The 25,093-nt window shown below is 72.2% G+C and carries 20 protein-coding genes; 14 read left to right on the top strand and 6 right to left on the bottom strand.

From position 1 onward, the window contains the following. Positions 1 to 116 precede the first annotated feature (116 nt). A complete protein-coding gene (gene purM / locus FM112_RS09770; RefSeq protein WP_254910439.1) occupies positions 117 to 1,226 on the bottom strand; it encodes a phosphoribosylformylglycinamidine cyclo-ligase in 1,110 nt (369 codons plus the stop codon). A 142-nt stretch (positions 1,227 to 1,368) separates the two neighbouring features. Between purM and purF the strand changes: the two genes are divergently transcribed. Beyond that, on the top strand, positions 1,369 to 2,823 hold the full coding sequence (gene purF, locus FM112_RS09765) for an amidophosphoribosyltransferase (protein ID WP_087006951.1): 1,455 nt from the start codon (positions 1,369 to 1,371) through the stop codon (positions 2,821 to 2,823). A 295-nt stretch (positions 2,824 to 3,118) separates the two neighbouring features. Here purF and FM112_RS09760 read toward each other — a convergent pair whose 3' ends face one another. Both FM112_RS09760 and FM112_RS09755 read right to left on the bottom strand, forming a co-directional pair. Beyond that, positions 3,119 to 3,535 carry a hypothetical protein gene (locus FM112_RS09760; RefSeq protein ID WP_087006949.1) on the bottom strand — a complete coding sequence of 139 codons (417 nt, stop codon included), beginning with the start codon at positions 3,533 to 3,535 and terminating at the stop codon, positions 3,119 to 3,121. 42 nt (positions 3,536 to 3,577) lie between these two features. After that, positions 3,578 to 3,952 carry a sterol carrier family protein gene (locus tag FM112_RS09755; RefSeq protein WP_087006947.1) on the bottom strand — a complete coding sequence of 125 codons (375 nt, stop codon included), beginning with the start codon at positions 3,950 to 3,952 and terminating at the stop codon, positions 3,578 to 3,580. 35 nt (positions 3,953 to 3,987) lie between these two features. On the opposite strand from FM112_RS09755, the gene purD reads away from it, so the two are divergent. Then, positions 3,988 to 6,348 (top strand): phosphoribosylamine--glycine ligase, encoded by a 2,361-nt coding sequence (gene purD / locus FM112_RS09750; RefSeq protein WP_087006945.1) that lies wholly within the window; start codon positions 3,988 to 3,990, stop codon positions 6,346 to 6,348. 565 nt (positions 6,349 to 6,913) lie between these two features. Beyond that, a complete protein-coding gene (locus tag FM112_RS09745; RefSeq protein WP_140400649.1) occupies positions 6,914 to 7,876 on the top strand; it encodes a hypothetical protein in 963 nt (320 codons plus the stop codon). Between the two features lie 590 nt (positions 7,877 to 8,466). On the opposite strand, the gene FM112_RS09740 is transcribed toward FM112_RS09745, so the two are convergent. After that, positions 8,467 to 9,699: an AI-2E family transporter gene (locus FM112_RS09740; RefSeq protein ID WP_087006941.1), complete on the bottom strand. Its 1,233-nt coding sequence runs from the start codon at positions 9,697 to 9,699 to the stop codon at positions 8,467 to 8,469. 141 nt (positions 9,700 to 9,840) lie between these two features. On the opposite strand from FM112_RS09740, the gene purS reads away from it, so the two are divergent. The 11 genes from purS (at position 9,841) to FM112_RS17570 (ending at position 21,703) form a co-directional block, all read left to right on the top strand. Continuing rightward, positions 9,841 to 10,197: a phosphoribosylformylglycinamidine synthase subunit PurS gene (purS, locus tag FM112_RS09735; protein ID WP_087006939.1), complete on the top strand. Its 357-nt coding sequence runs from the start codon at positions 9,841 to 9,843 to the stop codon at positions 10,195 to 10,197. Between the two features lie 2 nt (positions 10,198 to 10,199). Beyond that, the gene (gene purQ, locus FM112_RS09730; protein WP_087006937.1) at positions 10,200 to 10,895 is read left to right on the top strand and encodes a phosphoribosylformylglycinamidine synthase subunit PurQ; all 696 of its coding nucleotides are present in this window, start codon (positions 10,200 to 10,202) and stop codon (positions 10,893 to 10,895) included. Positions 10,896 to 11,022: 127 nt separating this feature from the next. Further along, positions 11,023 to 12,261, top strand: a complete 1,239-nt coding sequence (locus FM112_RS09725) for a DMT family transporter (RefSeq protein WP_087006935.1) — start codon at positions 11,023 to 11,025, stop codon at positions 12,259 to 12,261. A 29-nt stretch (positions 12,262 to 12,290) separates the two neighbouring features. Then, positions 12,291 to 12,722: a DUF3817 domain-containing protein gene (locus tag FM112_RS09720; RefSeq protein WP_087006933.1), complete on the top strand. Its 432-nt coding sequence runs from the start codon at positions 12,291 to 12,293 to the stop codon at positions 12,720 to 12,722. Positions 12,723 to 12,838: 116 nt separating this feature from the next. After that, the gene (locus FM112_RS09715; RefSeq protein WP_087006931.1) at positions 12,839 to 14,086 is read left to right on the top strand and encodes a hypothetical protein; all 1,248 of its coding nucleotides are present in this window, start codon (positions 12,839 to 12,841) and stop codon (positions 14,084 to 14,086) included. Between the two features lie 12 nt (positions 14,087 to 14,098). Beyond that, positions 14,099 to 15,223, top strand: coding sequence for a hypothetical protein (locus FM112_RS09710; protein ID WP_087006929.1), 1,125 nt, complete (start codon positions 14,099 to 14,101; stop codon positions 15,221 to 15,223). A 125-nt stretch (positions 15,224 to 15,348) separates the two neighbouring features. Next, positions 15,349 to 16,797 carry an NAD(P)/FAD-dependent oxidoreductase gene (locus FM112_RS09705; RefSeq protein ID WP_087006927.1) on the top strand — a complete coding sequence of 483 codons (1,449 nt, stop codon included), beginning with the start codon at positions 15,349 to 15,351 and terminating at the stop codon, positions 16,795 to 16,797. A 25-nt stretch (positions 16,798 to 16,822) separates the two neighbouring features. Beyond that, positions 16,823 to 17,398 (top strand): hypothetical protein, encoded by a 576-nt coding sequence (locus FM112_RS09700; RefSeq protein ID WP_087006925.1) that lies wholly within the window; start codon positions 16,823 to 16,825, stop codon positions 17,396 to 17,398. Further along, entirely contained in the window at positions 17,395 to 18,456 is a 1,062-nt protein-coding gene (locus FM112_RS09695) for a hypothetical protein (RefSeq protein WP_254910438.1), read from the top strand. The genes FM112_RS09700 and FM112_RS09695 overlap by 4 nt, the downstream gene beginning before the upstream one ends. 86 nt (positions 18,457 to 18,542) lie before the next feature. Beyond that, positions 18,543 to 19,667: a DUF1611 domain-containing protein gene (locus FM112_RS09690; RefSeq protein WP_217874502.1), complete on the top strand. Its 1,125-nt coding sequence runs from the start codon at positions 18,543 to 18,545 to the stop codon at positions 19,665 to 19,667. Next, on the top strand, positions 19,664 to 21,703 hold the full coding sequence (locus FM112_RS17570) for an ABC transporter transmembrane domain-containing protein (RefSeq protein ID WP_254910437.1): 2,040 nt from the start codon (positions 19,664 to 19,666) through the stop codon (positions 21,701 to 21,703). The genes FM112_RS09690 and FM112_RS17570 overlap by 4 nt, the downstream gene beginning before the upstream one ends. 1,198 nt (positions 21,704 to 22,901) lie before the next feature. Here the strand turns inward: FM112_RS17570 and FM112_RS09675 are convergent. Both FM112_RS09675 and FM112_RS09670 read right to left on the bottom strand, forming a co-directional pair. Continuing rightward, on the bottom strand, positions 22,902 to 23,591 hold the full coding sequence (locus FM112_RS09675) for a response regulator transcription factor (protein WP_087006922.1): 690 nt from the start codon (positions 23,589 to 23,591) through the stop codon (positions 22,902 to 22,904). Continuing rightward, a complete protein-coding gene (locus FM112_RS09670; protein WP_254910436.1) occupies positions 23,588 to 25,090 on the bottom strand; it encodes a cell wall metabolism sensor histidine kinase WalK in 1,503 nt (500 codons plus the stop codon). Before FM112_RS09670 ends, FM112_RS09675 begins: the two co-directional genes overlap by 4 nt. Between the last annotated feature and the right edge of the window lie 3 nt (positions 25,091 to 25,093).

The following is a 25,093-nucleotide window of genomic DNA, read 5'->3' as shown; positions in this document are numbered from 1 at the left end:
GCGCAGGGCCTCATCGATGATGCACATCCGGGAAAGGCTTGCGCCAGTCCACCGAAACGAAGAGAACTCGCCGACGCCCCGGGGCCGGGCCCACGGCGGCGAGGTAGCGCCGGCGGCTACGAAGAGTAGGTACCGACGAGGCGCACCGCGCCGCCGTCGACGCCCTTCGCGCCCTGCTCGAATCCGGCGAAGTCGTGCTCGACGGTCGAGACCGTGCCCGCCGCCCAGCCCTCGAGGCCCTCCGCGCGGCAGGCGGCGAGCACCGCATCCGCCTGCTCGGCCGCGACCACCGCGAACATGCCGATGCCGAGGTTCCAGGTGCCCTCCATCGACTCGAGCGGGGCGTCGGCGAGGTCGGCGAGCACGCGGAACACCGGCAGCGGCGACCACGCGCCGCGGTCGAGCTCCACCCACGAGCCCTTGGGCAGCACGCGCGCGAGGTTCGCGGCGATGCCGCCGCCGGTCACGTGCGAGAACGCGTGGATCGCGCCGGCGAGCTCGGGGCGGCGCAGCACGCGCACGAGCTCGCCGGTGTAGAGGCGCGTGGGCTCGAGCAGCGCCTCGCCCCAGGTGGTGCCGAAGTCGTCGGCGCGGTCGGCATAGCCGATGCCCCTGTCCGCGATGATGCGGCGGACGAGGGAGTAGCCGTTCGAGTGCAGGCCGGAGGAGGCGAGCGAGAGCACGACGTCGCCGTCCTGCACGCGCTCCGCGCCGAGCACGCGGTCGGCGTCGACGACGCCGGTCGCGGCGCCGGCCACGTCGTAGTCGTCCGGCCCGAGCAGGCCGGGGTGCTCGGCGGTCTCGCCGCCGGTGAGCGCGGTGCCCGTCGCGGCGCACGCGCGGGCGATGCCCTCCACGATCGCCGCGATGCGCCCGGGCACGACCCGGCCGCACGCGATGTAGTCGGTCATGAACAGCGGCTCCGCGCCCACCACGACGATGTCGTCGACGACCATGCCGACGAGGTCCTGGCCGATGGTGTCGTGCTTGTCGATGGCCTGCGCGATCGCGACCTTGGTGCCCACGCCGTCCGTGGAGGTCGCGAGCAGCGGCTTGCGCATCCCCTGCAGCTTCGAGGCGTCGAAGAGGCCCGCGAATCCGCCGACGCCGCCGAGCACCTCGGGGCCGTGCGTCGCCTGCACCGCCTGCTTCATCAGCTCCACGGCTCGGTCGCCGGCGCGGGTGTCCACCCCGGCGGATGCATACAGGTCGCGGTCTTCAGCCACGGTGTTCCTTTCGTCGCCACACACTGCCCACCAGCCTAGCCGCCGCCACCGCCCGCATCCGCGAACCGGTATCTCGGAGCGCCGAGAGGTGACAGAATGGTGCACTGTCCCAAATTCTTCAGCCAAGGGAGCACCATCTACCGTGTGCGGCATCGTCGGTCACGTCTCAACCAGCCTCGTCAACCAGCAAATCTATGACTCGCTCCTGCTCCTGCAGCACCGGGGTCAGGACTCGACCGGCATCGCCACGGCCGAGGGCAGCACGTTCCACACCGTGAAGGCCCGCGGGCAGGTGCGCGAGGCGTACCGCACCCGCGACATGCGCACGCTGCTCGGCAACATGGGCATCGGCCACGTCCGCTACGCGACCTCCGGCTCGGATGGCGAGGACGAGGTGCAGCCGTTCTACGTGAACGCGCCCTACGGCCTGCTGCTGGTCCACAACGGCAACCTCACGAATACGCGCCAGCTCACGGACGAGCTGTTCCGCATCGACCGCCGCCACCTCAACTCCTCGAGCGACACCGAGCTGCTGCTCAACGTGCTCGCGAACGAGCTGCAGCGCTCGATCGACGGCCAGGAGCTCACGCACGACGACATCTTCGACGCCGTCGCCGCCCTGCACCGCCGTGTGGAGGGCTCCTACGCCGCGATCGCCCTCGTGTCGGGCCACGGGATGCTCGCCTTCCGCGACCCGTTCGGCATCCGCCCGCTCGTGCTCGGGCGGCGGATGGACGCGAACGGCCGCGACGAATGGGTCGTGGCCTCGGAGTCGCTCGTGCTCTCCGCGGGCGGCTACGACGTGGTCCGCGAGGTGGAGCCCGGCGAGGCGATCTTCATCAGCCAGTCGGGCCGGATGCACTCGCGCCAGTGCGCCGATACCCCCGTCACCTCGCCCTGCTCCTTCGAGTACGTGTACCTCGCGCGGCCCGACTCGATCATGAACGGCATCTCGGTGTACGACACCCGGCTGCGCATGGGCGAGAAACTCGGCCGCAAGGTGGAGCGCGAGATGGACCTCGCCGAGATCGACGTGGTCATGCCCATCCCGGACTCCGCGCGGCCCTCGGCCATGCAGCTCGCGCAGACCCTCGGGCTGCCCTACCGCGAGGGGTTCTACAAGAACCGCTACGTGGGCCGCACCTTCATCATGCCCGGCCAGGAGGTGCGCAAGCGCTCGGTGCGGCAGAAGCTCAACGCGCTCTCGCAGGAGTTCGAGGGCAAGAACGTGCTGCTCGTGGACGACTCGATCGTGCGCGGCACCACCTCGAAGGAGATCATCGAGATGGCCCGCGCGGCCGGCGCGCGCAAGGTGTACTTCGCCTCCGCCGCCCCGGCGGTGCGCTACCCGCACGTGTACGGCATCAACATGCCGACCCGGGCCGAGCTCGTCGCCTCGGCCCGCTCGGTCGAGGAGGTCTGCTCGGTGATCGGCGCGGATGCGCTCATCTACCAGGACGTCGACGACCTCTTCGACGCGATCACCGCCGGCACCGGGCTCACGCAACTCGACCTCTCGCCGTTCACCGGCGAGTACGTGACCGGCACCGTGACGCCCGAGTACCTCGCGTACCTCGAGGAGCACCGGGTCTCGTAGGGCTGGTGCGGCTGCGGCCGGGCCGCTGTGGTCGCCCGGCTGCGGCAAGTCCGGGCGTGGTCGCCCGGCTCGTGCCGCCCCTCCCGCGATCACCGATGCGTCGCAGTTTGCGGTTATGAGCACCGAATAACCGCGAAGTGCGACGCATCTGGCGCTCAACGTGCCCGTGGGCCGCGGGCCGGTCGCCCAGGGCCACTGGTCGGCCGTGCATACGCGGCCCGCCTGACCGGGGCGCCCGGGATCGCGCCTACTCGGGACGCCTTCGGCGCGTCAGCCCGCGGCGGACCAGGCCGCGTCAGCGCCGGCCGGGCTCCTCCGCGGCATCGGATCCGCTCGAGCCCTCGGCCCTTCCGGCGGCGTCGGACGCGCCGGGGCCCTCGGCGCCACCGGCCGGCTGCGCGTCCGGGAGCCGGCGCAGGAGCACCCGCTCGGTCTTACCCCGGCCGACCCACCAGTTGACGATGAGCCCGACCGCGGTGCCCAGCAGGGCGCCGAGCGCGACGAAGAAGACGCCGAAGAAGCCGAAGACCTGGCCGGGCGAGTACTCCTCCTGGCCAGGCAGGAAGAAGGTGACGCCGAACGCCGCGAGCAGGCCGACCGCCGCGCCGCCCCAGATCCAGTTGGTGAGCTTGATGCCCGGCCGCTTCTCGAGGACGATGTACTCATCCTCGGACACATCGGGACGCGGGGTGTTCTCGGGCTCGGCAGACATGGATGCCATTCTCTCACCTGCGCGCGACCGCCGCAGACCGCCCTACCGGCGCGCGACCGGGAGCGCGAAGGACACGTCCGCGCGCGTGCCGGAGGCGTGAAGCTCGCCCGTGGCGGCGGCCTCGTCCCAGCCCATCGCGCCCGTGGCGAGCGGGATCCACAGCGCCGCGGGCAGCTCGATCACGTTCGGCGGGGTGCCGCGCGTGTGTCCCGGGCCCTCGACGCACTGTACCGCGCCGAACGGCGGCACGCGCACCTCCACCGAGTGCCCCGGCACCCGCTCGGCGAGCAGCTGAAGCGTGTACCGCACGGCGGTCGCGGTCGTCGAACGGCCCGCATCGTCGCCCGATTCCCGGGCCGCCCACCAGTCCGCGAGCGCCGATCGCCCCGCCGCATCCTCGATTTTCGCTCGTGCCATGCCGCAATTCTCTCTCACCCCGGTAGCCTGGTGCGGTGAAGATTCTCGTACTTGGCTCAGGTGCGCGCGAGCACGCGATCCTCGACTCGCTCGCCGCAGAAGGCACCCACGAACTGATCGTGGCTCCCGGCAACATCGGCATGGAGGCCATCGCCGAGCGCATCCGCATCGATCAGACCAAGCCCGACCTCATCGCGGACTTCGCCGAGGACGAGCAAATCGACCTGGTCGTGATCGGCCCGGAGGCGCCGCTCGTGGCGGGCGTCGCGGATGCGGTGCGCCAGCGCGGCATCACGGTGTTCGGCCCGTCCAAGGCGGCCTCGCAGATCGAGGGCTCGAAGACCTTCGCGAAGGACATCATGCAGCGCGCCGGGGTGCCCACCGGCCAGGCGCGGCTGTTCGAGGATCTCGAGCAGGTGGCGGCCACGCTCGACGAGTTCGGCGCCCCCTACGTGGTGAAGGCCGACGGCCTCGCCTCGGGCAAGGGCGTCATGGTCACCGGCGACCGCAACGACGCGCTGCGCCACGCCGAGCACTGGCTCGCACACGGCCCCGTGCTCGTCGAGGAGTTCCTCGACGGCCTCGAGGTGTCGCTCTTCTGCTTCTCGGACGGCGAGACCGTCCGCGCCCTGCCGCCCGCCCAGGACTTCAAGCGGCTCCACAACGACGACGCCGGCCCCAACACGGGCGGCATGGGGGCGTACACGCCCGTCCCCTTCCTCGTGGACCGCTTCGGCGGCGAGCGCGAGTTCATGCGCGAGGTCGTCACGACCGTCGCCCAGCCGGTGATCGACACGATGCGCGCCGACGGCACGCCCTTCCAGGGGCTCCTCTACTGCGGCCTCATCGTCACCGCGGCCGGCATCCGCGTCATCGAGTTCAACGCACGCTTCGGCGACCCGGAGACGCAGGTCGTGCTCGGCCGGCTCGCCGAGCCGCTCGCGCCCCTGCTCGAGGCATCCGGCGACGGCACGCTGGGCCGGCACCCCGAGGAGCTCGCGCTCAACGACACGTCCGCCGTGACCGTCGTGCTCGCCTCGGAGGGGTACCCCGACAAGGTGCGCTCGGGGCGCGAGATCCTCGGCCTCGAGGATGCGGCGGCCACCGGTGCGCGCATCTTCCACGCCGCGACCGGCCCCGGCGAGCACGAGGGCGGCATCACCGCGACCGGCGGCCGCGTCCTCAACGTCGTCGGCGAGGGCCCCACGCTGCAGGATGCGCGGCAGCTCGCGTACACCGCGCTGAGCCGCATCCGCCTCGAGGGCGGCCAGTTCCGCACCGACATCGCGCAGACGGGCGCGGCGCTGCAGAACTCGCTCCTCGCGCGCGACGGCCGCATCACCTCCGACCAGGCCTCCGACTCCGAGGCGGCGGCCAACGCGATGGCCGAGCAGGCCTTCGAGTCGATGCCCGCGGCCCCCGTGACGGCCGAGGTGCCGAACCAGACCTCCCCCGGCCTCGAGGAGACGCCCATCGCCGCCCAGATCGCGGCGCAGCGCGGCATCGAGCTCGGCGAGCGGCAGAGCCAGCCTGCGCTCGACGGCTGGCGCCACATCTATTCCGGCAAGGTGCGCGAGGTCTACCAGGCCGACGGGGATGCGGATGCGCTGCTCATCATCGCGAGCAACCGCGTGTCGGCCTTCGACCACATCCTCGAGCCCGAGATCCTCGGCAAGGGCGAGCTGCTCACGCAGCTGAGCCGGCGCTGGTTCGCGGCGCTCGAGGTGCCGAACCACCTGCGCGAGCCCGAAGGCTGGGCCGCGGGGCTGCCCGAGTCGGTCGCGAGCCGGTCCATGCGGGTGGCGCGCCTCGACATGTTCCCGATCGAGTGCGTGGTGCGCGGCTACCTCACCGGCTCGGGGCTCAAGGAGTACCAGGAGTCCGGCACCGTGTGCGGCATCCCGCTGCCCGAGGGGCTGGGCGACGGGGACCGTCTGCCCGCGCCGATCTACACGCCCGCGTACAAGGCTCCGCAGGGCGAGCACGATCAGAACATCACGTTCGAGCAGACCGTGGAGCTCGTCGGGCCCGAGGCCGCGGCCGCGCTGCGGGATCTCTCGCTGTGGATCTTCGCGACGGCGAGCGAGCGGGCCCTCTCGCGGGGCGTCATCCTCGCCGACACCAAGTTCGAGTTCGGGCGCGATCCGCGCACCGGCGAGATCACCCTCGCCGACGAGGTGCTCACCTCCGACTCCTCGCGCTACTGGGATGCGGCGCTGTACGAGAACCGGGAGCTGCCGCTCGAGGAGCGCCTCGCCTCGTTCGACAAGCAAATCGTGCGCAACTGGCTGCTCGCCAACTGGGACGGCCAGGGCACCCCGCCCGAGCTGCCGGCCGAGATCATCGAGCAGACCCGCGCGCGCTACGCCGAGCTGCTGACCCGCCTCTCGAGCTAGGGGCGGGGCGCCTCGCTGCAGGCGGGCCGCTTCGCTAGCGGGGCCAGGCCGCTTCGCTGGCCGGGCCGGATCGCCTCGTGAGTGGGCCGCTCTGCAAACTAGGAGCGAGGTCGTCTCACCGGCGGGCCCGGCACCTCATTAGCGCGCCACCTCTCAAGCTAAGGGCGGGGCAGCCTCTCAAGCTGGGGCTGGGCGCCTCACTGCGCGCGACGGGGCAGCCTCACTGGCGAGCCGCACCGGGGCGGCGTTGCCGTCGCTCGGACGACTCTTTCCGTTGCGGGTCGCCTCGCTCGCGAGTGCTGCCGCCATATGAGCCGTCAACGTGAGCCCTGAACGCGACTGCCGACCGGCTCGCTCCGCGCCCTGACACAGATGCGTCGCAGAATGCTGTTCTGACACCGTCGAAACCGCATTCTGCGACGCATCTGTGTGCGTCGCTCGCGACCGAGACTCGCGGGCACCAGAGGCGGCCCCGGTTTTCCACATTCGCGAGTGTCGGGTGGGTTATCCACAGCCGGATGATCCGGCCCTCGCCGGGTGACACCGCGCGGCTAGTTTGCGTGGCATGAGAACACCGCAGCCGCTGCCGACAAGCCTCTTGAACACGGGATTCAGCGTGGCCGAGGCGAGGGCACTCGGCGTCACGCCGGCGCGCCTGCGCAGTGGCGACCTCTTCACGCCGTTCTACGGCGTCCGCACCGTCCGGCCGCCGAGTTCTATCTGGGAGCGCGCCTCCGCCCTCGCGAAGCGGCTCGGCCCGGGCAAGGCGATCGCGGGGATCGCCGCGGCGCAGCTCTGGGGCATGCCGGTGCCGCGGCGGATGCAGCACCTCGGCTCAGACCTGGAAGTGCTGACCAGCAGGTCGGCCACGAGAGTGCGGACCAAGGGCGTGCACTCCCGCTCGATCCGAGACGAACTCTTCCGAGCCGTCTCGGTGCGCGGCGTGCCCATCGTGCAGCCGACGCTCGCTCTCGTCACCTCGGCGGTGCATCTCGATGTCGAGGAAGTCACCGTGATGCTGGACTCGCTCCTCGCCTCTGCTTCGAACTATCCTGGCCTGCTGCTGCGCGCCCGGCCGCACCTGCGTCCTGACGATCTGGGGTGGATGCTCGAGGACTTCCACGGTTTGGCCGGCGCTCGAACGCTGCGCAAGGCGGTGCTGCGGGCGCGTGCGAGCGTGGAGTCCCCGATGGAGACGGTGACTCGGCTCCGGCTCGTGGATGCGGGACTGCCCGAGCCAGAGGTCCAGCCCTGGTTCGTGCTGCCGAATGGCGAGGAGTTCCGTCCCGATCTCGGCTATCCGTGGGCCCGAACCTATGTGGATTACGAGGGCGGGCACCATGCCCGCGATCCCGAGGTCTTCGCGAACGACCTCCGACGGGAGCGCGCTATCCGCGATGCTGGCGGACAGCTGTTCCGCATCACCGGCAGCGATCTGCGAGGGGAGCGCCTCCGGGCTCTCGTGCAGAGCATCCGCCGTGCCATCGCCTCGGGGCAGTCGCAGTCAACGGATTCGGACCGGCCATAGACCGCGATTTGCGAGGCGCTCGGGACGGGCCAATAGCCTGACGCTGGGCGGTCTTCCCGGGACAATCACCGACGTATCCGGAGCGTAGTCCGGGCTCAGCTCACCTAAGCCCGGGCCAACGTGCCCCCGACGCCCATCACAGATGCGTCACAGTCTGCGGTTACGACCACGACGTAACCGCAATCTCTGACGCATCTGTTGTGTGGGGCCACTGAAAATATCCCGAGGCAGCGTCCGCTCATCCGGCTCACGCGGGACCCAGAATGAAGGCGGAGCCCTCCCTGCCCACAGATGCGTCACAGTTCGCGGTTTTGGGGAGTCCGTAACCACAATCTCTGACGCATCTGTTGCGGGGAAGGCCCGGGCCCCGCCTCTCAGGTACAGCTTTGGGACGCCCAGACCCCACAGGAGGCCGGGATGACGGCGGAGCCCAGCCCGAGGCCCACAAATGCGTCACAGTTTGCGGTTACGGACACGGCATAACCGCAGACTGTGACGCATCTGTTGCGCGGAGGGCTCGGGACCCTGCTCAGGTACGGCGTTAACGCCGCGGGGCCGCCCACCGGGTGGGCGGCCCCGCGGGGGTCCGACTAGTTCGCTTTTCGGCGCCAGTTCTCTCGCAGCCGTTCTCGGATGTTGTCGCCGTCCGGATCCCGCTCGAGATCGGGCAGCGGCTCGTTCCAGGCCTTGATGAGCGCCCAACCCACCGCCGTGAGCGGCACAGCGATGAGCGTGCCGACGATGCCGCCGAGCACCGTACCGGTGGTCAGCGCGAGCAGCACGACCAGTTCGTGGAGCTTGAGCGAGCGGCCGAGCACGATCGGCTGCAGCAGGTTGCCCTCGAGCTGGTTCACGACCACGACGATGATCACGACGATCACCGCGGGCCAGAGGCCGTTCGTCACGAGGGTCACGAGCGCGGCGATCACGCCGGCGAGGGTGGCGCCCACGACCGGGATGAAGGCGGTGATGAACACGACCAGCGCGAGCGGGAAGGCCAGCGGCACCTGCAGCACCACGAGTCCGATGCCGATGAACACGGCGTCCACGAGCGCGACGATCACGGTGCCGCGCACGTAGCCGCCCATGACGCTCACCGCGCGCAGCCCCATGAGCTCGGCGCGGCGGTGGTGCGCCTCCTTGAGCGGCTTGATGAGGAACGACCAGATCGTCGGGCCGTCCTTGAGGAAGAAGAAGAGGATCACGACGAACAGCACCGCGGACATCGCGAAGGAGCCGAAGGCGCCGATGCCGGAGGCCACGCCCGAGCCGACCGCGCCGTAGTTGAGGTTCTGCAGCCACTCCTGCGCGGTGCCCCACAGGTCGGTGAGCGCCTGGTCGTTGAGCTCGAACTGCGGGAAGGTGCTGTTCCACCAGGCGATGAGCTGCGTGATGCCCTCGGTGACCTTCTCGGCCATCCCGTCCCACTCGGCCATGATCTGCGCCACCACGAGCCAGACGGCCCCGCCGAGCAGCAGCACCACCACGAGCAGCACGAGCACGGTGGACAGCAGCCTCGGCCATCCCTTCGAGCTGAGCCAGGAGAGCACGGGCTCCATCGCCGAGGCGATGATGAGCGCGAGCAGCAGCGGGATGACGATGATCGAGACCTGCAGCGCGCCGAACACCAGCACGCCGCCGGCGGTCAGGATGAGCAGGAACTGCAGCGCCCGGACGGCGACGAGCCCGATGCCGTCGGTCCACGGGGCGGCGACGGTTCTCGCGCCGCCGAGCCTCCCCTCCTGCCGGGCCTGTTCGAAGTCGTCGGGGCCCGGTACCGCGTCACCGCGGCCTGTCGACGTGTTCTGACGCCGTTTCGCCATGATGCCTCCTAGTCAACGCTGATGGCCAACGCCGGCTCTATCCTTGCGCATCCCTCCTGACCGCGCAGCATGGTGCGCCGGTCCGTGTCCGCACCGTTAGGATGGTGAGACCTCGCCGTCCCGTTTCCACAGGAGTTCCGAATGCCGAAGATTCTCGTGCAGGTCATGCCCAAGCCGGAGTTGCTCGACCCCGCGGGCAAGGCCGTGCAGCGCTCGCTCGCCGCGGAGGGTCGGGACCACCTGGTGGATGTGCGGATCGGCAAGCGCTTCGAGATCACGACCGATCGCGAGGTCACCCCGGAGCTCATGGAGGAGATCTCGGAGCTCGCCGCGAACCTGCTCTCGAACGACGTGATCGAGGACGTCGTCTCGATCGAGGTGGCGGACGACGAGGCGGAGTTCGACCCCGCGCAGACGGAGACCGTTACCGACGACGGCCTCCTGCCCACCGGCGCCTCGAGCGACGAGCAGGCCCGCGAGAACGTGCAGGGCGAGTAGTCGTGCGCGTCGGCGTCATCACCTTCCCCGGCACCCTCGACGACCGCGACGCGCAGCGCGCGGTCGAGATCGCGGGCGGCGAGCCTGTCGCGCTGTGGCACGCGGACCACTACCTGCAGGGCGTGGATGCGGTCGTCCTGCCCGGCGGCTTCAGCTACGGCGACTACCTGCGCAGCGGCGCGATCGCCTCGCGCGCCCCGATCATGGCCGAGCTCGTCGAGCAGGCCGGCAAGGGCCTGCCCGTGCTCGGCATCTGCAACGGCTTCCAGATGCTCGTGGAGGCGCACCTGCTGCCCGGCGGCCTCATCCGCAACGACCACGGCCGGTTCGTGTGCCGCGACCAGCGGCTGCGCGTCGAGAACGTCGACACCCCCTGGACCGGCGCGTACGAGCAGGACGAGGAGATCGTCATCCCGCTCAAGAACGGCGAGGGCGGCTACATCGCCGACGCCGAGACGCTCGAGCGCATCGAGGGCGAGGGGCTCGTGGCCTTCCGCTACCTCGGCGCGAACCCGAACGGCTCGCTCAACGACATCGCCGGCCTGCGCAACGAGGCGGGCAACGTGGTGGGCCTCATGCCGCACCCCGAGCACGCGGTCGAGCCGGGCTTCGGCCCCGACACCGCCGAGCGGATGCGCTCGGGCGTCGACGGCCTCGGCATGTTCGCGAGCGTGCTGCGCTCGCTCGCCTCGGCGTAGCCCCGACCCGCGCCGCAGCGCCGTTTCACCCGTCGCCCAGTCCACCCGCCGTCGCTTGTGCAGCGGGTGAATCGTCGCGCCCTCGGCAGCCCCTAGGATCGTTCAGACGAGTGACGCAGGAGGTGGGATGAGCGAGGAATTCGGCGGGTCGGACCGTTCGCACTGGGCCAAGCCGCACGACAAGCAGCACGACCGGGTGGAGCGGATCAATACGACGATGACCGGCGTGCCGATCTCGCCGGCCCCCGACGTCAACGAGCTGGTGGCCGCCGCGCCGGTGCTGGGAACCTCCACCACGGCGATCACCACGACGATCTCGACCGAGGAGGCCGAGCGGCTGCGCGCCGCGGGCCGTCCCGTGCCGAAGGACCTCTTCGGCTTCCTCAACCGCATCGACCCGCGCGCGGTCGCGCTGATGGGGTCGATCGCGGTGGGCCTCAACCCGGTGCTCACGCGGCTGTCGGGCGAGAACGCCGCGACCGCCGTGTTCTTCCGCTTCGCGATCGCGCTCATCCCGCTCGCCGTCTTCGCCGTCCTGGAATGGCGCATGAACGGGCCGATGAAGGCGCGCCCGGTGCTGCTGCACCTGCTGGCCGGGGTGTTCTTCGGCCTCGACGTCGGGCTCTGGATCCCCGGCGTGATGCTCGCGGGCGCCGGCATCGCCACGGTCGCCGGCAATCTGCAGGTGATCATCGTGCCGCTCATGGCGTGGCTCATCTTCCGCGAGAAGCTCACGCTGCCCTTCATCCTGGCCATCCCGGTGATGCTCGGCGGCGTGGTGCTGCTCAGCGGCGTGATCGAGCAGGGCGACCTGACGGGCGACGCGTTCCTCGGCGTGCTGCTCGCGGTGGCGGGCGGCGTCGCGTACGCCGGCTACATCATGATCATCGGCCGTTCGCGCCCCACGGGCCACGCGTCGACGAACGTGTTCCTCTCGACCCTGACCTCGATGGTCGTGGGCACCACGGTGGCCTCCGCGTTCGGCGCGCCGAACTTCACGCCCGAGTTCCAGCCGTTCATGATCCTCATCGCGATGGCGCTGCTCAGCCAGGTGATCGGCTGGGTCACCACGTCGAGCGCGCTGCCGCGCCTGGACTCCTCGACCGGCTCGATGCTGCTGCTCACGCAGCCGCTGGTCGCCGTGGTCGGCGGCGTGCTGCTCGTGGGCGAGTTCATCTCGCCGCTGCAGTGGGTGGGCATCGTCGCGATCGTGCTGGCCGTGTGGTTCACCTCGGTGGCCTCGGCGCGGATGAAGAAGAGGGCCGCGCTGTCGAGGGTCACCGGGTCCGTCCCGGTCGGCACGAGACCCCCGCGCTCGAGGCGCTCCTCGAAGGAGCGGAAGACGCGCTCCCGGCGCTCGAAGTAGCCTCCGCGCTCGCCTAGGCTGGAGGGGCTATGCGTCCCTCCCGTCTGCTCCACGTCGCCTCCTTCGCCGAGGCCGCGACCTGGGCCTTCCTCATCCTCGCGATGCTCACGAAGTACGTGTGGGCGCCCGAGCTCGGCGACGTGCTCGTCTCGTTCGCGGGCGCAGCGCACGGCACCGCGTTCCTCGCGTACCTGTTCGCGACCACGGTGATCGGCGTCAACGGCCGCTGGCGCTGGTGGATGCTGCTGCTCGCGTGGGCGAGCTCGGTGCCGCCGTTCTTCACGCTGCTCTTCGACTGGTTCGCGCATCGCCGCGGTGCGACGCGGGGCGATTGGCTCGAGTCGCCGCTGCCCCGCCGCATCGAGGGCGTCATCCGCTGGACTACCTCGCGCCCCATCACCCAGACCGCGATCGTGGTGGCGGCCTTCCTGTTCATCCTCACGCCCTCGCTGGCGGGCTGACCGCCGCTTCTCCCCCGCCCGGACCGTGCCGGTTGCAACTCGCGGCTGAATCGCGCGGGGCGGCGCTCCCCTAGACTGAGGCGCACGAATCGAGGGCGCGAAGGAGCAGTTGGGGCGTGAGCGGCAAGCCGGAGGACGAGGGATCCGAGGACCGGGATTCCTCGCTGCCCTGGACCGGCACGAACTCGCCCTGGCAGCAGGACCTGCCGCCCATCCCCGATACCTCCGCGCCGCAGCGCTACCCGGGCCAGTACGTGTTCGGCGGCGACAGCTACGACGGCGGCTACGGCGCGGATGCGCCGCAGGACGGCCATCGCGACGCCGAGCGCGGACCGGACGAGACCGCCCCCTCGGCGCAGCGGCCCGCATCCTCGATGCCCGACCTGCCGCCGCTGTCCGAGCGGCACGCCCCGGGCGACGCCGCCCCGACGCACGCCGCGCAGACGCGCCCGGCATCGGCCGGCACCGGCTACGACCGGACCGGCCATGACCCGGCCGGGCACGACCGGACCGGGTACGACCAGGCCGGCTACCACGACGCAGCCACGCGACAGGTACCGGGACGCTCGGCGCCGGCGGACCCCGGAAGTCCCTCGACGACGGCCCGCCCCGGGGCCGAGGGCTCGTCCGGCCCCGGATCATCGAACCCCGGATCATCGAGCTCCGGATCATCGAGCTCCGGCCCTTCGCCGAGGCGGCGGCGCCGGCGGCTGCGCGTCATCGCCTGGTCGGCCGCCGCGGTGCTGCTCATCGCGGGCGCCGGCATCACCGCCTTCATGCTCTTCATGCCGCCGGAGCCGGGCTACCACCTCGGGGCCAGCACCGGCGTCGAGTCCATCGAGGCCGATGTCCGCACCACCCCGGGCTGGGAGGCCAACCAGCAGGGCACGAGCAACCTGCAGGTCTGGAACAGCGACGGGCTCAGCCACACCTTCTCGGTGGACTACGGCAGGCCGAACGACGGCTACTTCGCCGACCGGGAGTTCGAGACGGGCGCCGAGCTCGCGTCCTTCCCCATGATCGAGGGGGCGGACGACGGGGAGGTCACGGAGCAGACCGCGCTCGAGGTGCTCGGCCTCGCGTCGGGCGCGAACGGCACGGTGACCGAGCTCGCGCCGATGACCATCGACGTCGCCCTGCCCGACGGCGGCGTCGAGCCGGTGGAGTTCGCCGTGTACCGCTTCGACACCGAGGAACGCTCGGCGTTCGTGGCGCTGCGGGTCTTCAACGAGGACGGCACGGCGCTGCTGCTGCACTTCGCCGGCAACGACGAGGCCGGCGGCGAGGAGCCCCGGATCACCTACCAGGAGTTCGAGCGGTTCGTCCGGGACCGCCTGCTGCTGACGATCGAGTTCACGGAGTAATCGAGGATGCACATGACGCTGCGGCGCTCCGCGCCGGCCCGGCTGCTGGCGCTGCTGCTCGCGGGCCTCGTCCTGCTGACCGGCTGCGCCGCGACCCCCGAGCCCGAGGACGAGGAGCACCCCGGCGGGATGACGGCGCGCGGCGCGATCGTGCAGTTCTACGAGTCCCTCGCCTCGCAGGACGCCGAGGCCCTGCAGACGCTGCTCGGCCCGCACGTGCCCGTGGACTCCGTGCTGCTGCCCGACACGGCGCCGGAGCTCGCCGAGATCATCGGCGGCGAGGAGCCGAACCCGCGCCCCTCGGACGACAAGTACCGCGTGATCGACGTGACGCACACCATCGGCGAGGACACCGCGGAGTGGCAGGCCGTGGTCCGCTACGTCGAGTACGACGGCGGCGAGCCGCACTGGGAGATCGTGAACGCGACCCAGCCGTTCCGCACGCCCGAGGCCGGGGAGCTCGCGCTCGACATCCCCGAGGAGGCGCTGCTGCCCGAAGACGACTCGCTCCCCGCCGGCTCCGATCCGCTCACCGGCCCCGCGGCGCTCGCGCTCCCCGGCACCCACGAGTTCGAGCTCGTCGCGGCGAACCCCGCGCTCGCCGTCGCCGGCGAGCCGATCGCCGTGCCGGTCACGCCGGGCGACGCCTCGGGCATCCACAGCGCCCTGGCCGACGGGATCGAGGGCGCGACGCTCGAGCTCTCCGAGGCCGGCGCCGCACTGGTGCAGGACGAGGTCGACGCCATCCACGAGCGCTGCTCGAACTGGTGCAGCGAGCCCGAGCCGAACCGCTTCGAGGCCGCCGACTGGGCGGGCATGAGCGAGGACACCGGCATCTTCATGATCGCGGCGAAGGACCGGGCCGATCTCGTCCCCCTGCTCGACGAGTCCGGGTACGGCGACTGGCAGAGCGATATCGACGAGGCGGGCGGCCCGGACGCGTGGGACGCCTTCGTCGAGGTCAGCCCGCTCACCATCAACTACTCGACCAGCGAATGCTCGGACGGCGGCTCGTCCACGACCTGCCACGAGTCGAACGATCCGGAGCTGCCGATCGTGGTCGACACCGTGCAGTTCCTCTTCGCGATCGCCGACGATCGCGTCGAGCTGATCGGCGTCGCGGGCAACACCGCGTGACCGGGCCCGTCTCATCGAACTCTCACAGGCGGCTCATCGCGGCCTCATCCCGCTCCCCCAGGGTTGAGGCATCCCCCGATGCCGCCCCGCCCGGGCGGCACCCCCCGCAGCATGAGGAGCACGCCATGACGAGCGACCCCCGCAGCGCCGTGGTCGTCGGCGCCGGGCCCAACGGCCTCACCGCCGCCGCCCTGCTCGCCCGCGCCGGATGGCGGGTGGAGGTCTTCGAGCGCGACGCGCTGCCCGGCGGCGCCGCCCGCTCGACGGCCGCCCTCGGTCCCGGAACCGTCGTCGACCTCGGCGCGGCCGGCCACGCGTTCGGCGCCGCGAGCCCCGTGTTCCGCGAGCTGGAGCTCGAGCGGCACGGGCTCGAGTGGCGCCACTCCCGGTACCCCCTCGCGCACCCCCTGCCGGGCCGGCCGACCGCGGTGCTGCACCGCGGCCTCGAGGACACGGCGGCCGAGCTGGGCCGCGACGCGCGGGCATGGCGCCGCATCCACTCGCCGCTCACCGCGGACATGCCCGCCCAGCTCGAGAACCTGCTGGGGCCGATGCTGCGCCTCCCCCGGCATCCGCTCCGGCTCGCGCGGTTCGCGCCGACGGCGCTCGCGCCGGCGGGCCTGATCGCGCGCCGCTGCTTCGCGGGCGCCCCCGCCCGGGCGCTGTTCGGCGGCTCCGCGGCGCACGCGATCGCGCCGCTCGGGCATCCCTTCACCGGCGCCTTCGGCGCCCTCTTCGGGGCGCTCGGGCAGACGAGCGGATGGCCCGTGGCCCGCGGCGGCTCGCAGGCGATCGTGGATGCGCTGGTCGCCGTGCTGCACGAGCACGGCGGGCGCATCCGCACGGGCGTCGAGGTCGTGGATCTCCGCGAGCTGCCCGCCGCCGACGCAACGGTGCTCAACCTCACACCCGCGCAGGTGCTGCGGCTGCGCGGCCCGGCGATCGACGGCCTCCGCGCCGGCACCGCGAGGCGGCTCGGCCGCTGGCGCTACGGCGTCGGCGTCTACAAGATCGACTACCTCCTGGCCGAGCCGATCCCGTGGAGCGATCCGCGCAGCGCCGAGGCCACGACGGTGCACGTGATCGGCGGACCCGGGGAGCTCGAGCGGGCGGAGGCGCTCGCCGCCGCGGGCAGGATGCCCGACCGCCCCTTCGTGATGGTGGGCCAGCAGCAGGTCGCCGACCCGGGCCGCGCCGGCGGCACCGGCTACCACGTGGTGTGGACCTACGCGCACGTGCCCCACGGCTACGAGGAGCCCCGCGAGGGCGAGGTGATCGACCTCGTCGAGCGGCAGCTGGAGCGCTTCGCGCCGGGCTTCCGCGACACCGTGGTGTTCCGCAACGCGACGCCGCCCGCCGCGCTCGAGGCCTGGGATCCGAACCTCATCGGCGGCGACGTCGCGGGCGGGGCGTCCACCGGCCTGCAGGCGCTGCTGCGCCCCGGGCCGACGCTCGACCCGTACCGGCTCGGGCCGGGGCTCTACCTCGCCTCGGCATCCACCCCGCCCGGCGCCGGCGTGCACGGCATGCCCGGCGCGTGGGCCGCCCGCGCCGCGCTCGCCGACGCGCCCTGACGCCGGCCCCTTCCCAGGAGGATCCATGCCCGCCCGACCGTCATCCCGCCGCGCCGACCGGCGCGGCCTGCTCCTCGGCCTCGCGTTCGCCGCCGCGCTGCTCTCGCCGCTGCGCCACTACGCCCGCCCGCTCGACGAGGTCGCCGAGCGGAAGTTCGCGAGGGACTCGTTCCCGCTGTCGACCTACCCCATGTTCTCCGTCGACCGGAAGGGACGGGTGGTGGTGCCGCACGTCATCGGCGTCACCGCGCACGGCGAGCGGGTGGTCCCGCACTACCGGCACTACGGATCGGGCGGGCTGAACCAGGTGCGCAAGCAGGTGGCCCGCGCGCTGCGCCGCGGCCGGGCCGCCGAGGTCGCCCAGCGCTACGCGGACTCGCTGGCCGACTCGCAGGCGCGGGCGGCGGAGGCCGCGGGCGCCGCCTCCGCGGACGAGGCGGCGATCGTCACCGTCGCCGTCGTGCGCTCCCGGTTCGTGTTCGAGGACTACTTCGCCGGGCGCCGCCTCCCCGACGCCGAGTCCATCCGCGCGGAATGCCCCGTGGGCGGCATCGCCTTCGCGCATCCGCCGAGCCGGCTCTCGAAGCGGGCGTTCGCATGAGCCGCCTCCTCAGCGCGCTCACCGGGCGCCCCAACGGCGGCCACGCCGCGCGGCGCCTCGAGAGCGGCCGCGGCCGAGAGCCTGCCGCGGTCGGATCCGCGGGCGTCGGCGACCCCGCCCGCCGGCGGTCCGCGCACGCCGAGCGCCGGGGAGCCGCCTCCGCGCGATCCGGCCTCGGCGAGCACGTCCTCGACCTGCTCCGCCCTCGCGCCCACGCCGCCCGCCCCGCCGTGCTGCGGATCGCGGCGCACGGCTACTCGGCGGCGCACAACCTCCGGCGCCGGCGGATGATGCGCGCGCTGCACCGGCAGGACGCCTCGCGCTTCGCCCCGGTCGGGGTCGTGCGCGTCCTGCGCGCCCCGCTGCCCCCGCGCATCGCCGACCTGCTCTTCGACGCCGCGCAGGTCGCGAACCTGCTCGCCGCGCTGGGCGTCGCGCATCGGGTCACCGGCCCGCTCAACGCCGCGCTGCAGCTCTGGACGCTCGCCTATCGCAACTCCTGGGGCATGGTGCTCCACAACGACAACATGCTCGTGCTGCATCAGGCGGTGCTCGGCGCGACCCGATCGGCTGATGCGCTCTCGGTCGACGCCCTGCTGCGCGACGGCGCGCTCCTGCCCCGGCGCGAGGGCCGGGAGTACGGCGCCGTCGCGACCGCGATGAACCTCGCCACGACGTCGGTCTACCTCATCTCGGGCGTCGCGAAGGTGCGCAGCCCGAAGGGGTTCGGCTGGGCGAGCGGCGACGTGCTGCGCGAGCAGATCGCGGCCGACGCGGTGCGCAAGGAGCGCTTCGGCGTCGAGGCCCCGCGGCTCGCGGGCGCGCTCTACCGCAGCAGGGCCCAGTTCGGCGTGCTCGCGGCCGGCGCCCTCGCGATCGAGCTCGGCGCGCCGATCTCGCTGCTCCACCGAGGGGCGGGCAGGCTGTTCGCCCTCGCCGCGTGGTCGATGCACGCCGGCATCCGCGCCATCATGGGCATCAAGTTCCCCTACAACGTCTCCGGACTGTCGTACCTGCCGTACTTCCCCGTCGAGCGGCCGCTCGTGCGGGGTTCATGAGAGCGGTCTCATCCGCACCTCATCGCCGCCTCATCGCGCCGGGGTTCACTGCGAGCAATCGTTCCGAACTCCGAAAGGCGATCATCATGACCACCGCGCTGCTCTCCCCCGCATCCGCCACCCGTGCCGAGGCCGACGCCGTGTCCGCGCCGCTGCCGGGGCGCATCCAGGCCGCCTACACGACCAGGTTCGTGGCTGCCGCCGTGCACACCGACCGCGCGGCCTTCCACCTGCGCTCGGGTGCGGGGCTGCACCCCCGCCCCGGCGATGTCGTCGTCGCCCGCATCGGCCGCATCGGCAGCCACAAGCGCATCGAGACACCGGAGTCGCGCAAGGCGATCCTCTTCGAGGGCGCGCTCGTGATGCTCGCCTACGGGCACCGGTACGCGGCCGACCAGTTCCTCGCGCACGTGCCCGGCGGCCTCGAGCCCTGTCACATGGTCGCCGCCGGGGGCGTGGCCGGCCGCGTCGTCGCGGCCCACGACCGGGTGTCGGCGCCGACGGAGATCGAGCCGCTCGGGCTCCTCGCCGACGCGCGGGGCGTCGTGAACCTGCGGCGCTTCGCCCCGCTGCGGAACGATCCCGCGACCCTGCGGGTCGAGCGCCCCGCGGTGATCGGCGTGCTCGGCACCTCGATGAACTCCGGCAAGTCCACCGCCATGGCCTGCCTCATCAACGGGCTCGTGAAGTCCGGACGGACGGTGGGCGCGGCGAAGATCACCGGCACCGGGGCCGGCAACGATCCGATGATCTACGGCGACGCCGGCGCGGCCGAGGTGCTCGACTTCACCGACTTCGGCTACGCCACCACGTTCCGGCTCGACATGCCCTCGATCCGCGCGCTCACCGCGAACCTCGTCGCGAAGCTCTCGGCCTCGCGGCCGGACGCGATCGTCGTGGAGATCGCCGACGGCGTCTTCCAGGAGGAGACCGCGGCGCTGCTGCGCGACGGCCGCTTCCAGCGCACCGTGGACCGGGTGCTGTTCGCGGCCTCGGATGCGCTGGGCGCCCGCGCCGGCGTGCAGGAGCTCCGCTCGGCGGGGCTCGAAGTCGCGGCCGCCACCGGCGTGATGACCTCCTCGCCCCTCGCCTCGGCCGAGGCCGGGGCGGTGCTGCTCGATCAGGGCGCGGAAGTGCTCGGCACCTACGAGCTCGCGCTGCCCGAGGTCGCCGAGCGCGTCCTCGCCGGCCGCGGCCCCGCGGACCGATGACCCGGGCCGTCGCCCGCTCGGAGGCGCCCTCGATGCCGCCGGTGTGGCGCGGGCGGCGCCGCGCGCTGCTCCTCTGCCTGGCCGGGCTGGGCGTGCTGCAGGCGGTGCTCGCGCTGTGCCTCGCCCTGGGCGTGGACGGGCTGCTCTCCGGCGCCGGGGCGTCGGCGGCCGGGGCGTCGGGCCCGCTCGGGGCCGGGGCGCTCGGCATCCTCGCCTCGGCGCTCGGCATCGGCGCGGCGCGCTGGCTCGAGCGGGTCGTGGCGGAGCGGCTGGGGCAAGACTACGTCGCCGAGCAGCGGCGACTGCTCGTCGCGGCCTCGCTCGACGGCGTCGGCAACCCCTCCCTCGGGGTGGTCGTGACGCGGGCGTCGAACGACCTGACGGCCGTGCGCAACTGGATCGCGCAGGGCGTCGTGCCCCTCGTCACCGCGCTGCCGCTCATCGGCATCGTCCTCGGCGCGCTGGCTCTGACGAATCCGCTCCTCGCGGCCGCGGTCGCGCTGCCGCTGCTCGGCATGGCCGCGGCCCTGCCCGGGCTGTCGCGCAGCGTGCACCGCCGCGCCCGCGAGCTCCGGCGCCTGCGCGGGCGCATGTCGGCGCACATCGCCGACACCGTGCGCGCGGGCGAGTCGGTGCGGGCGTCGGGCGCCGTGCGGCGGGAGCTCAACGCCGTCGACCGGCACTCGGGCAGGGTGGTGGATGCCGCGGTGCGGCGCGCGTGGGCCACGGGGCTCGTGCGCGCAATCACCGTCACGGCGGCCTCGCTGGGCACGGTCGCGGTGGTCGTGCTCGCGGCGGGCGGCGGGATCGGGGTGGCGCAGGCGGCGTCGGCGATGACGCTGCTCGGCGTGCTGGCCGCGCCGCTCGCCGACCTCGGCAGGGTGGTCGAGTACCGGCAGAACTACCGGGCGGCCCGGCGCATCCTCGCGCCGCTGCTCGCCGAGGCGCGGCAGCGCATCCGGGAGGAGCGCAGGCGCGAGCGGCGCTGGCGGGATGCCCCGATGCCCGAGGCCGGCCCCGCGGAGCTCAGCGCGGTCGGGATCCGTGCGAGCGGCGTGGAGCTGCCCGCCCTGGTCGCGCGGCCGGGCGAGCGCATCCTGCTGCGCTCGGCGCATCCGGAGCACGAGCGCGCGGCGATCCGGGCCCTGCTCGCGGGCGAGGCCGCGGCGACGGGGGCCGGCGAAGAGCCGGACGGCGAGGCCGCGGCTCCGCGGGTCGACGGCACGGGTGCGAGCGGGAGGCTCGGGAGCGGGGCTGCCGCCACGCCTCGACTCCACGATGCGGACGCGAGCGGGATTCCCGATGGCGAAGCCGACGCCGCACCTCGCATCGGCGACTCGGGCACGAATGGGATCACCGGGAGCGGGACGGATGAAGCCGGCTCCGCCCCGTGGATCGATGACGCGGACGCGAGCAGGATCCCCCGGGACGGGACGGGCAAGAGGATTCACGGCACCGAGACGTTCCGGAGCCCCCACCCGTTCGGCGGGCCGACCGTCGAGCCGGATCCGCGGCCTCGCGGCGTGCGGCTCGGCGGCGTGGATCTCGCGGAGGTCCCGGCCCGGCGGCGGCGCGCGCTCGTGGGCTTCGCCTCGCAGCTGCTCCCGCTCGAGCGGGGGTCCGTGCGGCGGCTCGCGGCCTACCGGAATCCGGATGCGCTGACCGGTCAGGTGCGCTGGCTGCTGCAGCGGGTGGGGCTCGGTGTGCTCTCGGATCGCGAGCTCCGGACGACGCTGAAGAACGACGGCGCCCCGTGGAGCGGCGTGGACGTCGCGAAGCTCAAGCTCGCGAGGGCGCTGCTCGGCACGCCTCCCCTGCTCGTGCTCGAGCACCTGGATTCGGGGCTCGACGCCCCTGGTCTGGATCGGCTGCGCGAGCTGCTCGCCGGCTACCCGGGCGTGGTCGTGCTCGCCTCGCGGCACCCGGATCGCGTCCTCGCGGACTACCGCGAATGGGATCTCGACGGCGACGGGCTCGAGCCGGTCGCCGTAACGGGTCGCGGCCGCATCGCGGGCGAGGATGCGGAGGACGAGTGAGTCGCAAGCCGGCTCGATCGCTCCCGGCGGCCGGGCCGCTCCGCTCGATCCCGGCGACGGCGCCGCCCTACCTCCCGCGAGGAGCTGTGCCCGCTGCTGCAGACGGCGAGGCGCATCCGTTAGCGCAGACGGTGAGCCGCTTCCACCGCCGCAGGTGGTGAGCCGCGCGCGCCCGGTCCGTCAACGTTCCCGTGCCCGCACTTGAGCCCGAACCCGCATCCGAACCCGCACCATCCGTTTCTGATTCCGAGATAGGCGCTTCCGCGGATATGAGGATTCTGCGCGATATGAGGATTCTGCGCGATATGAGGCATATCCCAGGTATGCGACGCGCAAACCCGTCATCGGTCTCACATCAGCCATGGATCACGGCATATCCCTCACATCCCGGCACTGCCCTGCCCTGCCCTGCCCTGCATATCCTTCGCATCCGGTCGAGGTCCCGCACAAGGCCGCCTCACGATCAATCTCTGCGATGCGGCGCCGACCGTCTGCCGTCTGCCGTCTGCCGTCTGCCGTCTGCCGTCTGCCGTCTGCCGTCTGCCGTCTGCCGTCTGCCGTCTGCCGTCTGCGCAGGTTCCCCCATCCCGAGCAGACTCCGCGGATATGAGACATATCACCGAAATACGGCGCGCAAACCCGACATATCGCTCACATCCGCGCCCGGCTGCAGCATCTCCCGCACATCCGAACCCGGCTTCAGCATCTTCCTCACCTCCGAACCCGGCTGCAGCATCTTCCTCACATCCGGGCCAAAACCCGCATATCCCTCACATCCACGATGAGTCCTCGACTGCGACAACAGCCCTTCGCGGATATGAGACTCATACACGGAAAGCAACACGCAAACCGGGCATCTCCCTCACATCCGCGCCCGATCACGACGTTTCCCTCACATCCGCATCCGATCACGACGTTTCCCTCGCATCCGCGCACGGGCCCCTCGCATCCGCGCACAGGTCTCGCATCCGGGCACGGACACGGCGTCTCCTCCACATTCGCGCCCGCGTCCAACGCCGCACTCATATCCGCACGAACACGGGGACACGCTCTTATTCGACGCGGACCGCGGCGCATCCGCGAAACGCGAGCCGGCCCGATCGCTTCCGGCGCCTGCCCCGCTCCGCTCGATCCCAGCGACGGCACCGCCGCAGGCGGTGAGCCCCACCCGGCACCGGAACGAGCCCCGCGCGGGCGGCTACCCCAGGTATCGCCGCTCCTCCACGAGCCGGTAGCCGACGCCGCGCACCGTCTCGAACCTCGATGCGCCGAGCTTGTTGCGGAGGTAGCGCACGTATACGTCGACCACGTTCGAGGCCGCATCGAAGTCATAACCCCACACGTTCGCGAGCAGCTGGTCGCGGGTGAGCGCCTGACCCGGATTGCGCAGGAACATCTCCGCCAGGTCGAACTCGCGCGCCGAGAGATCCACGACGCGGTCGCCGATGGTCACGAGATGCCGCACCGGGTCGAGCACGAGGTCGCCGTGCCGCAGCGCCTCCTCCTCGGGTTCGGGCTCCTGCGCCGCCGCAGACCGGAGCCGCAGCCGCACCCGCGCCACGAGCTCCGGGAAGCGGAAGGGCTTGGGCACGTAGTCGTCGGCGCCGGAGGTGAGGCCGGCGACGGTGTCGGTGCTCGAGGTGCGCGCCGTGAGGATGATCACCGGCAGCTGCTCGTCCACCGCGCGGATCTTCCGGAGCACCTGGAACCCGTCCATGTCGGGCAGCCCGAGGTCGAGGATCACGAGCGCGAACCGCCCCGAGAGCGCGAGCCCGAGCCCCTCCGCGCCGCTCGCTGCCGAGGTGGACTCGAAGCCCTCCATCGCGAGCCCCTTCGAGATGAAATCGGTGATGCGGGGCTCGTCCTCGATGATCAGGATCTGCGTCATGTCGCTCCTCGGGTCGCGGCGGGAGCCGCCCGGCCGCGAGCGCCGAGCGGGAAGCTCATCGTAAAGGTCGAACCGGAGCCCGGCTCGGAGTCGACGCCCACCGAGCCGCCGTGGGCGCGCACGATCTCGACGACGATGTTCAGGCCGAGCCCGGTGCCCTCGGCGCGCGTGGCGTTGCCGCCGCGTCCGAACCGCTCGAAGATGCGGTCGCGGTCGCCCTCGGCGATGCCGATGCCCGCATCCCGCACCCACAGCTCGAGCGTCGGTTCGAGTCCCGGCACCACGCGCGATCCGAGCGAGATGGGCGATCCGGGCTCGGAGTACTTCACCGCGTTGCCCGCGAGCTGCAGCCAGGCCTGGGTGATGCGCTGGCTGTCGAGATCGTGCACGATCCGCGCCGACTCCGCCACCGACCATTCGCGGTCGCCCAGCCGAGCCGCCTTGTCGGCGACCTCGCTCGTGAAGGTCTCGAGGTCGAGCGGCGCGGGCGAGACGAAGTCCGGCCGTTCGGCCTTCGCGAGGGTCATGAGGTCCTCGATGAGGCGGTTCACGCGCTCCAGCTCGTCGAGCGAGATCTCGCGCACCTGCTCCACCTCGGCCGGGTCGCGGGGGTTCAGCAGCTCGAGGTTGCCCTGCACGATCGTGATGGGCGTGCGGAGCTCGTGCCCGACATCGTCGAGCAGCTGCCGCTGCGAGCGGAACGCCGCCTGGATGCGGTCGAGCATCTCGTTGAAGGTCAGCGAGAGCTCCGCGATGTCGTCCGCGCTCGTGACCGGCACGCGGCGCTCGAGATCCGCATCCGAGATCTCCGCGGCCGTGGACTGCAGCGCTCGCAGCGGGGCGAGCTGCCGGCCGATGATGATCGAGCCGAGCAGGGCGATGACGAGGGCCACGCCCAGGCCTGTGAGCGCGTAGGTGAGGAAGATGCCGTCGAGCTCGCGCAGGGTCTCGCCGTAGTCGATCGCGAAGACGAGCAGGCTCGGCTCGGCGTCCTGCGCGAAGTGGACAGGGATGAGCACGGCCCGGTAGGTGGTGATGTCGGTGGCGATGGTGCGGATCTCGACATCCTCGAGGAAGGCGCCGGGGCTCGCCTCCTGCTGCAGCGCCGCCACGAGCTGCGGGTCGTCCTCGAGCCGCAGCGGCACGCTGCTGTGCGGGTAGACGGCGATGCCCGCGGCGTCGAGGCCGAGCATCGACTCGTGCTGGCCGGGCCAGTGGCGCTGCATGGCCACGTAGACGAGGTCCTCGGATTCGACGAAAGGCTCGCCCGTCTCGGGCATGACCCCCTCCTGCGCGAGGATGCGCACCTCCTCGACGCCGCGGATGAGCTCCTGGTCGATGCGCGCCTGGGTCGCGTTGCGCTGCAGCGCGTAGGAGACGACGCCGGAGATCGCGATGGCGAGCAGCGTGAGCGCGACCAGGACGAAGATCATCCTGCTGCGCACGGTGAACCGCCGCCAGGCGCGGGCCCGGCGGCGGGGAGGCGATGCCGCGCTCACGAC

The organism is Gulosibacter sp. 10, assembly GCF_900163695.1.
In the GTDB taxonomy this organism is placed as follows: Bacteria; Actinomycetota; Actinomycetes; order Actinomycetales; family Microbacteriaceae; genus Gulosibacter.
The sequence above is the reverse complement of the archived record's forward strand: the minus strand, read 5'-3'. Positions and strand labels throughout refer to the sequence as shown.

Coding starts and splice junctions, on each gene's coding strand:
- FM112_RS09760 (WP_087006949.1), bottom strand. CDS start 3,535: ATGTCTGCCGAGCCCGAGAACACCCCGCGTCCCGATGTGTCCGAGGAT.
- FM112_RS09755 (WP_087006947.1), bottom strand. CDS start 3,952: ATGGCACGAGCGAAAATCGAGGATGCGGCGGGGCGATCGGCGCTCGCG.
- FM112_RS09745 (WP_140400649.1), top strand. CDS start 6,914: ATGAGAACACCGCAGCCGCTGCCGACAAGCCTCTTGAACACGGGATTC.
- FM112_RS09740 (WP_087006941.1), bottom strand. CDS start 9,699: ATGGCGAAACGGCGTCAGAACACGTCGACAGGCCGCGGTGACGCGGTA.
- purS (WP_087006939.1), top strand. CDS start 9,841: ATGCCGAAGATTCTCGTGCAGGTCATGCCCAAGCCGGAGTTGCTCGAC.
- FM112_RS09725 (WP_087006935.1), top strand. CDS start 11,023: ATGAGCGAGGAATTCGGCGGGTCGGACCGTTCGCACTGGGCCAAGCCG.
- FM112_RS09720 (WP_087006933.1), top strand. CDS start 12,291: ATGCGTCCCTCCCGTCTGCTCCACGTCGCCTCCTTCGCCGAGGCCGCG.
- FM112_RS09710 (WP_087006929.1), top strand. CDS start 14,099: ATGACGCTGCGGCGCTCCGCGCCGGCCCGGCTGCTGGCGCTGCTGCTC.
- FM112_RS09705 (WP_087006927.1), top strand. CDS start 15,349: ATGACGAGCGACCCCCGCAGCGCCGTGGTCGTCGGCGCCGGGCCCAAC.
- FM112_RS09700 (WP_087006925.1), top strand. CDS start 16,823: ATGCCCGCCCGACCGTCATCCCGCCGCGCCGACCGGCGCGGCCTGCTC.
- FM112_RS09695 (WP_254910438.1), top strand. CDS start 17,395: ATGAGCCGCCTCCTCAGCGCGCTCACCGGGCGCCCCAACGGCGGCCAC.
- FM112_RS09690 (WP_217874502.1), top strand. CDS start 18,543: ATGACCACCGCGCTGCTCTCCCCCGCATCCGCCACCCGTGCCGAGGCC.
- FM112_RS17570 (WP_254910437.1), top strand. CDS start 19,664: ATGACCCGGGCCGTCGCCCGCTCGGAGGCGCCCTCGATGCCGCCGGTG.
- FM112_RS09675 (WP_087006922.1), bottom strand. CDS start 23,591: ATGACGCAGATCCTGATCATCGAGGACGAGCCCCGCATCACCGATTTC.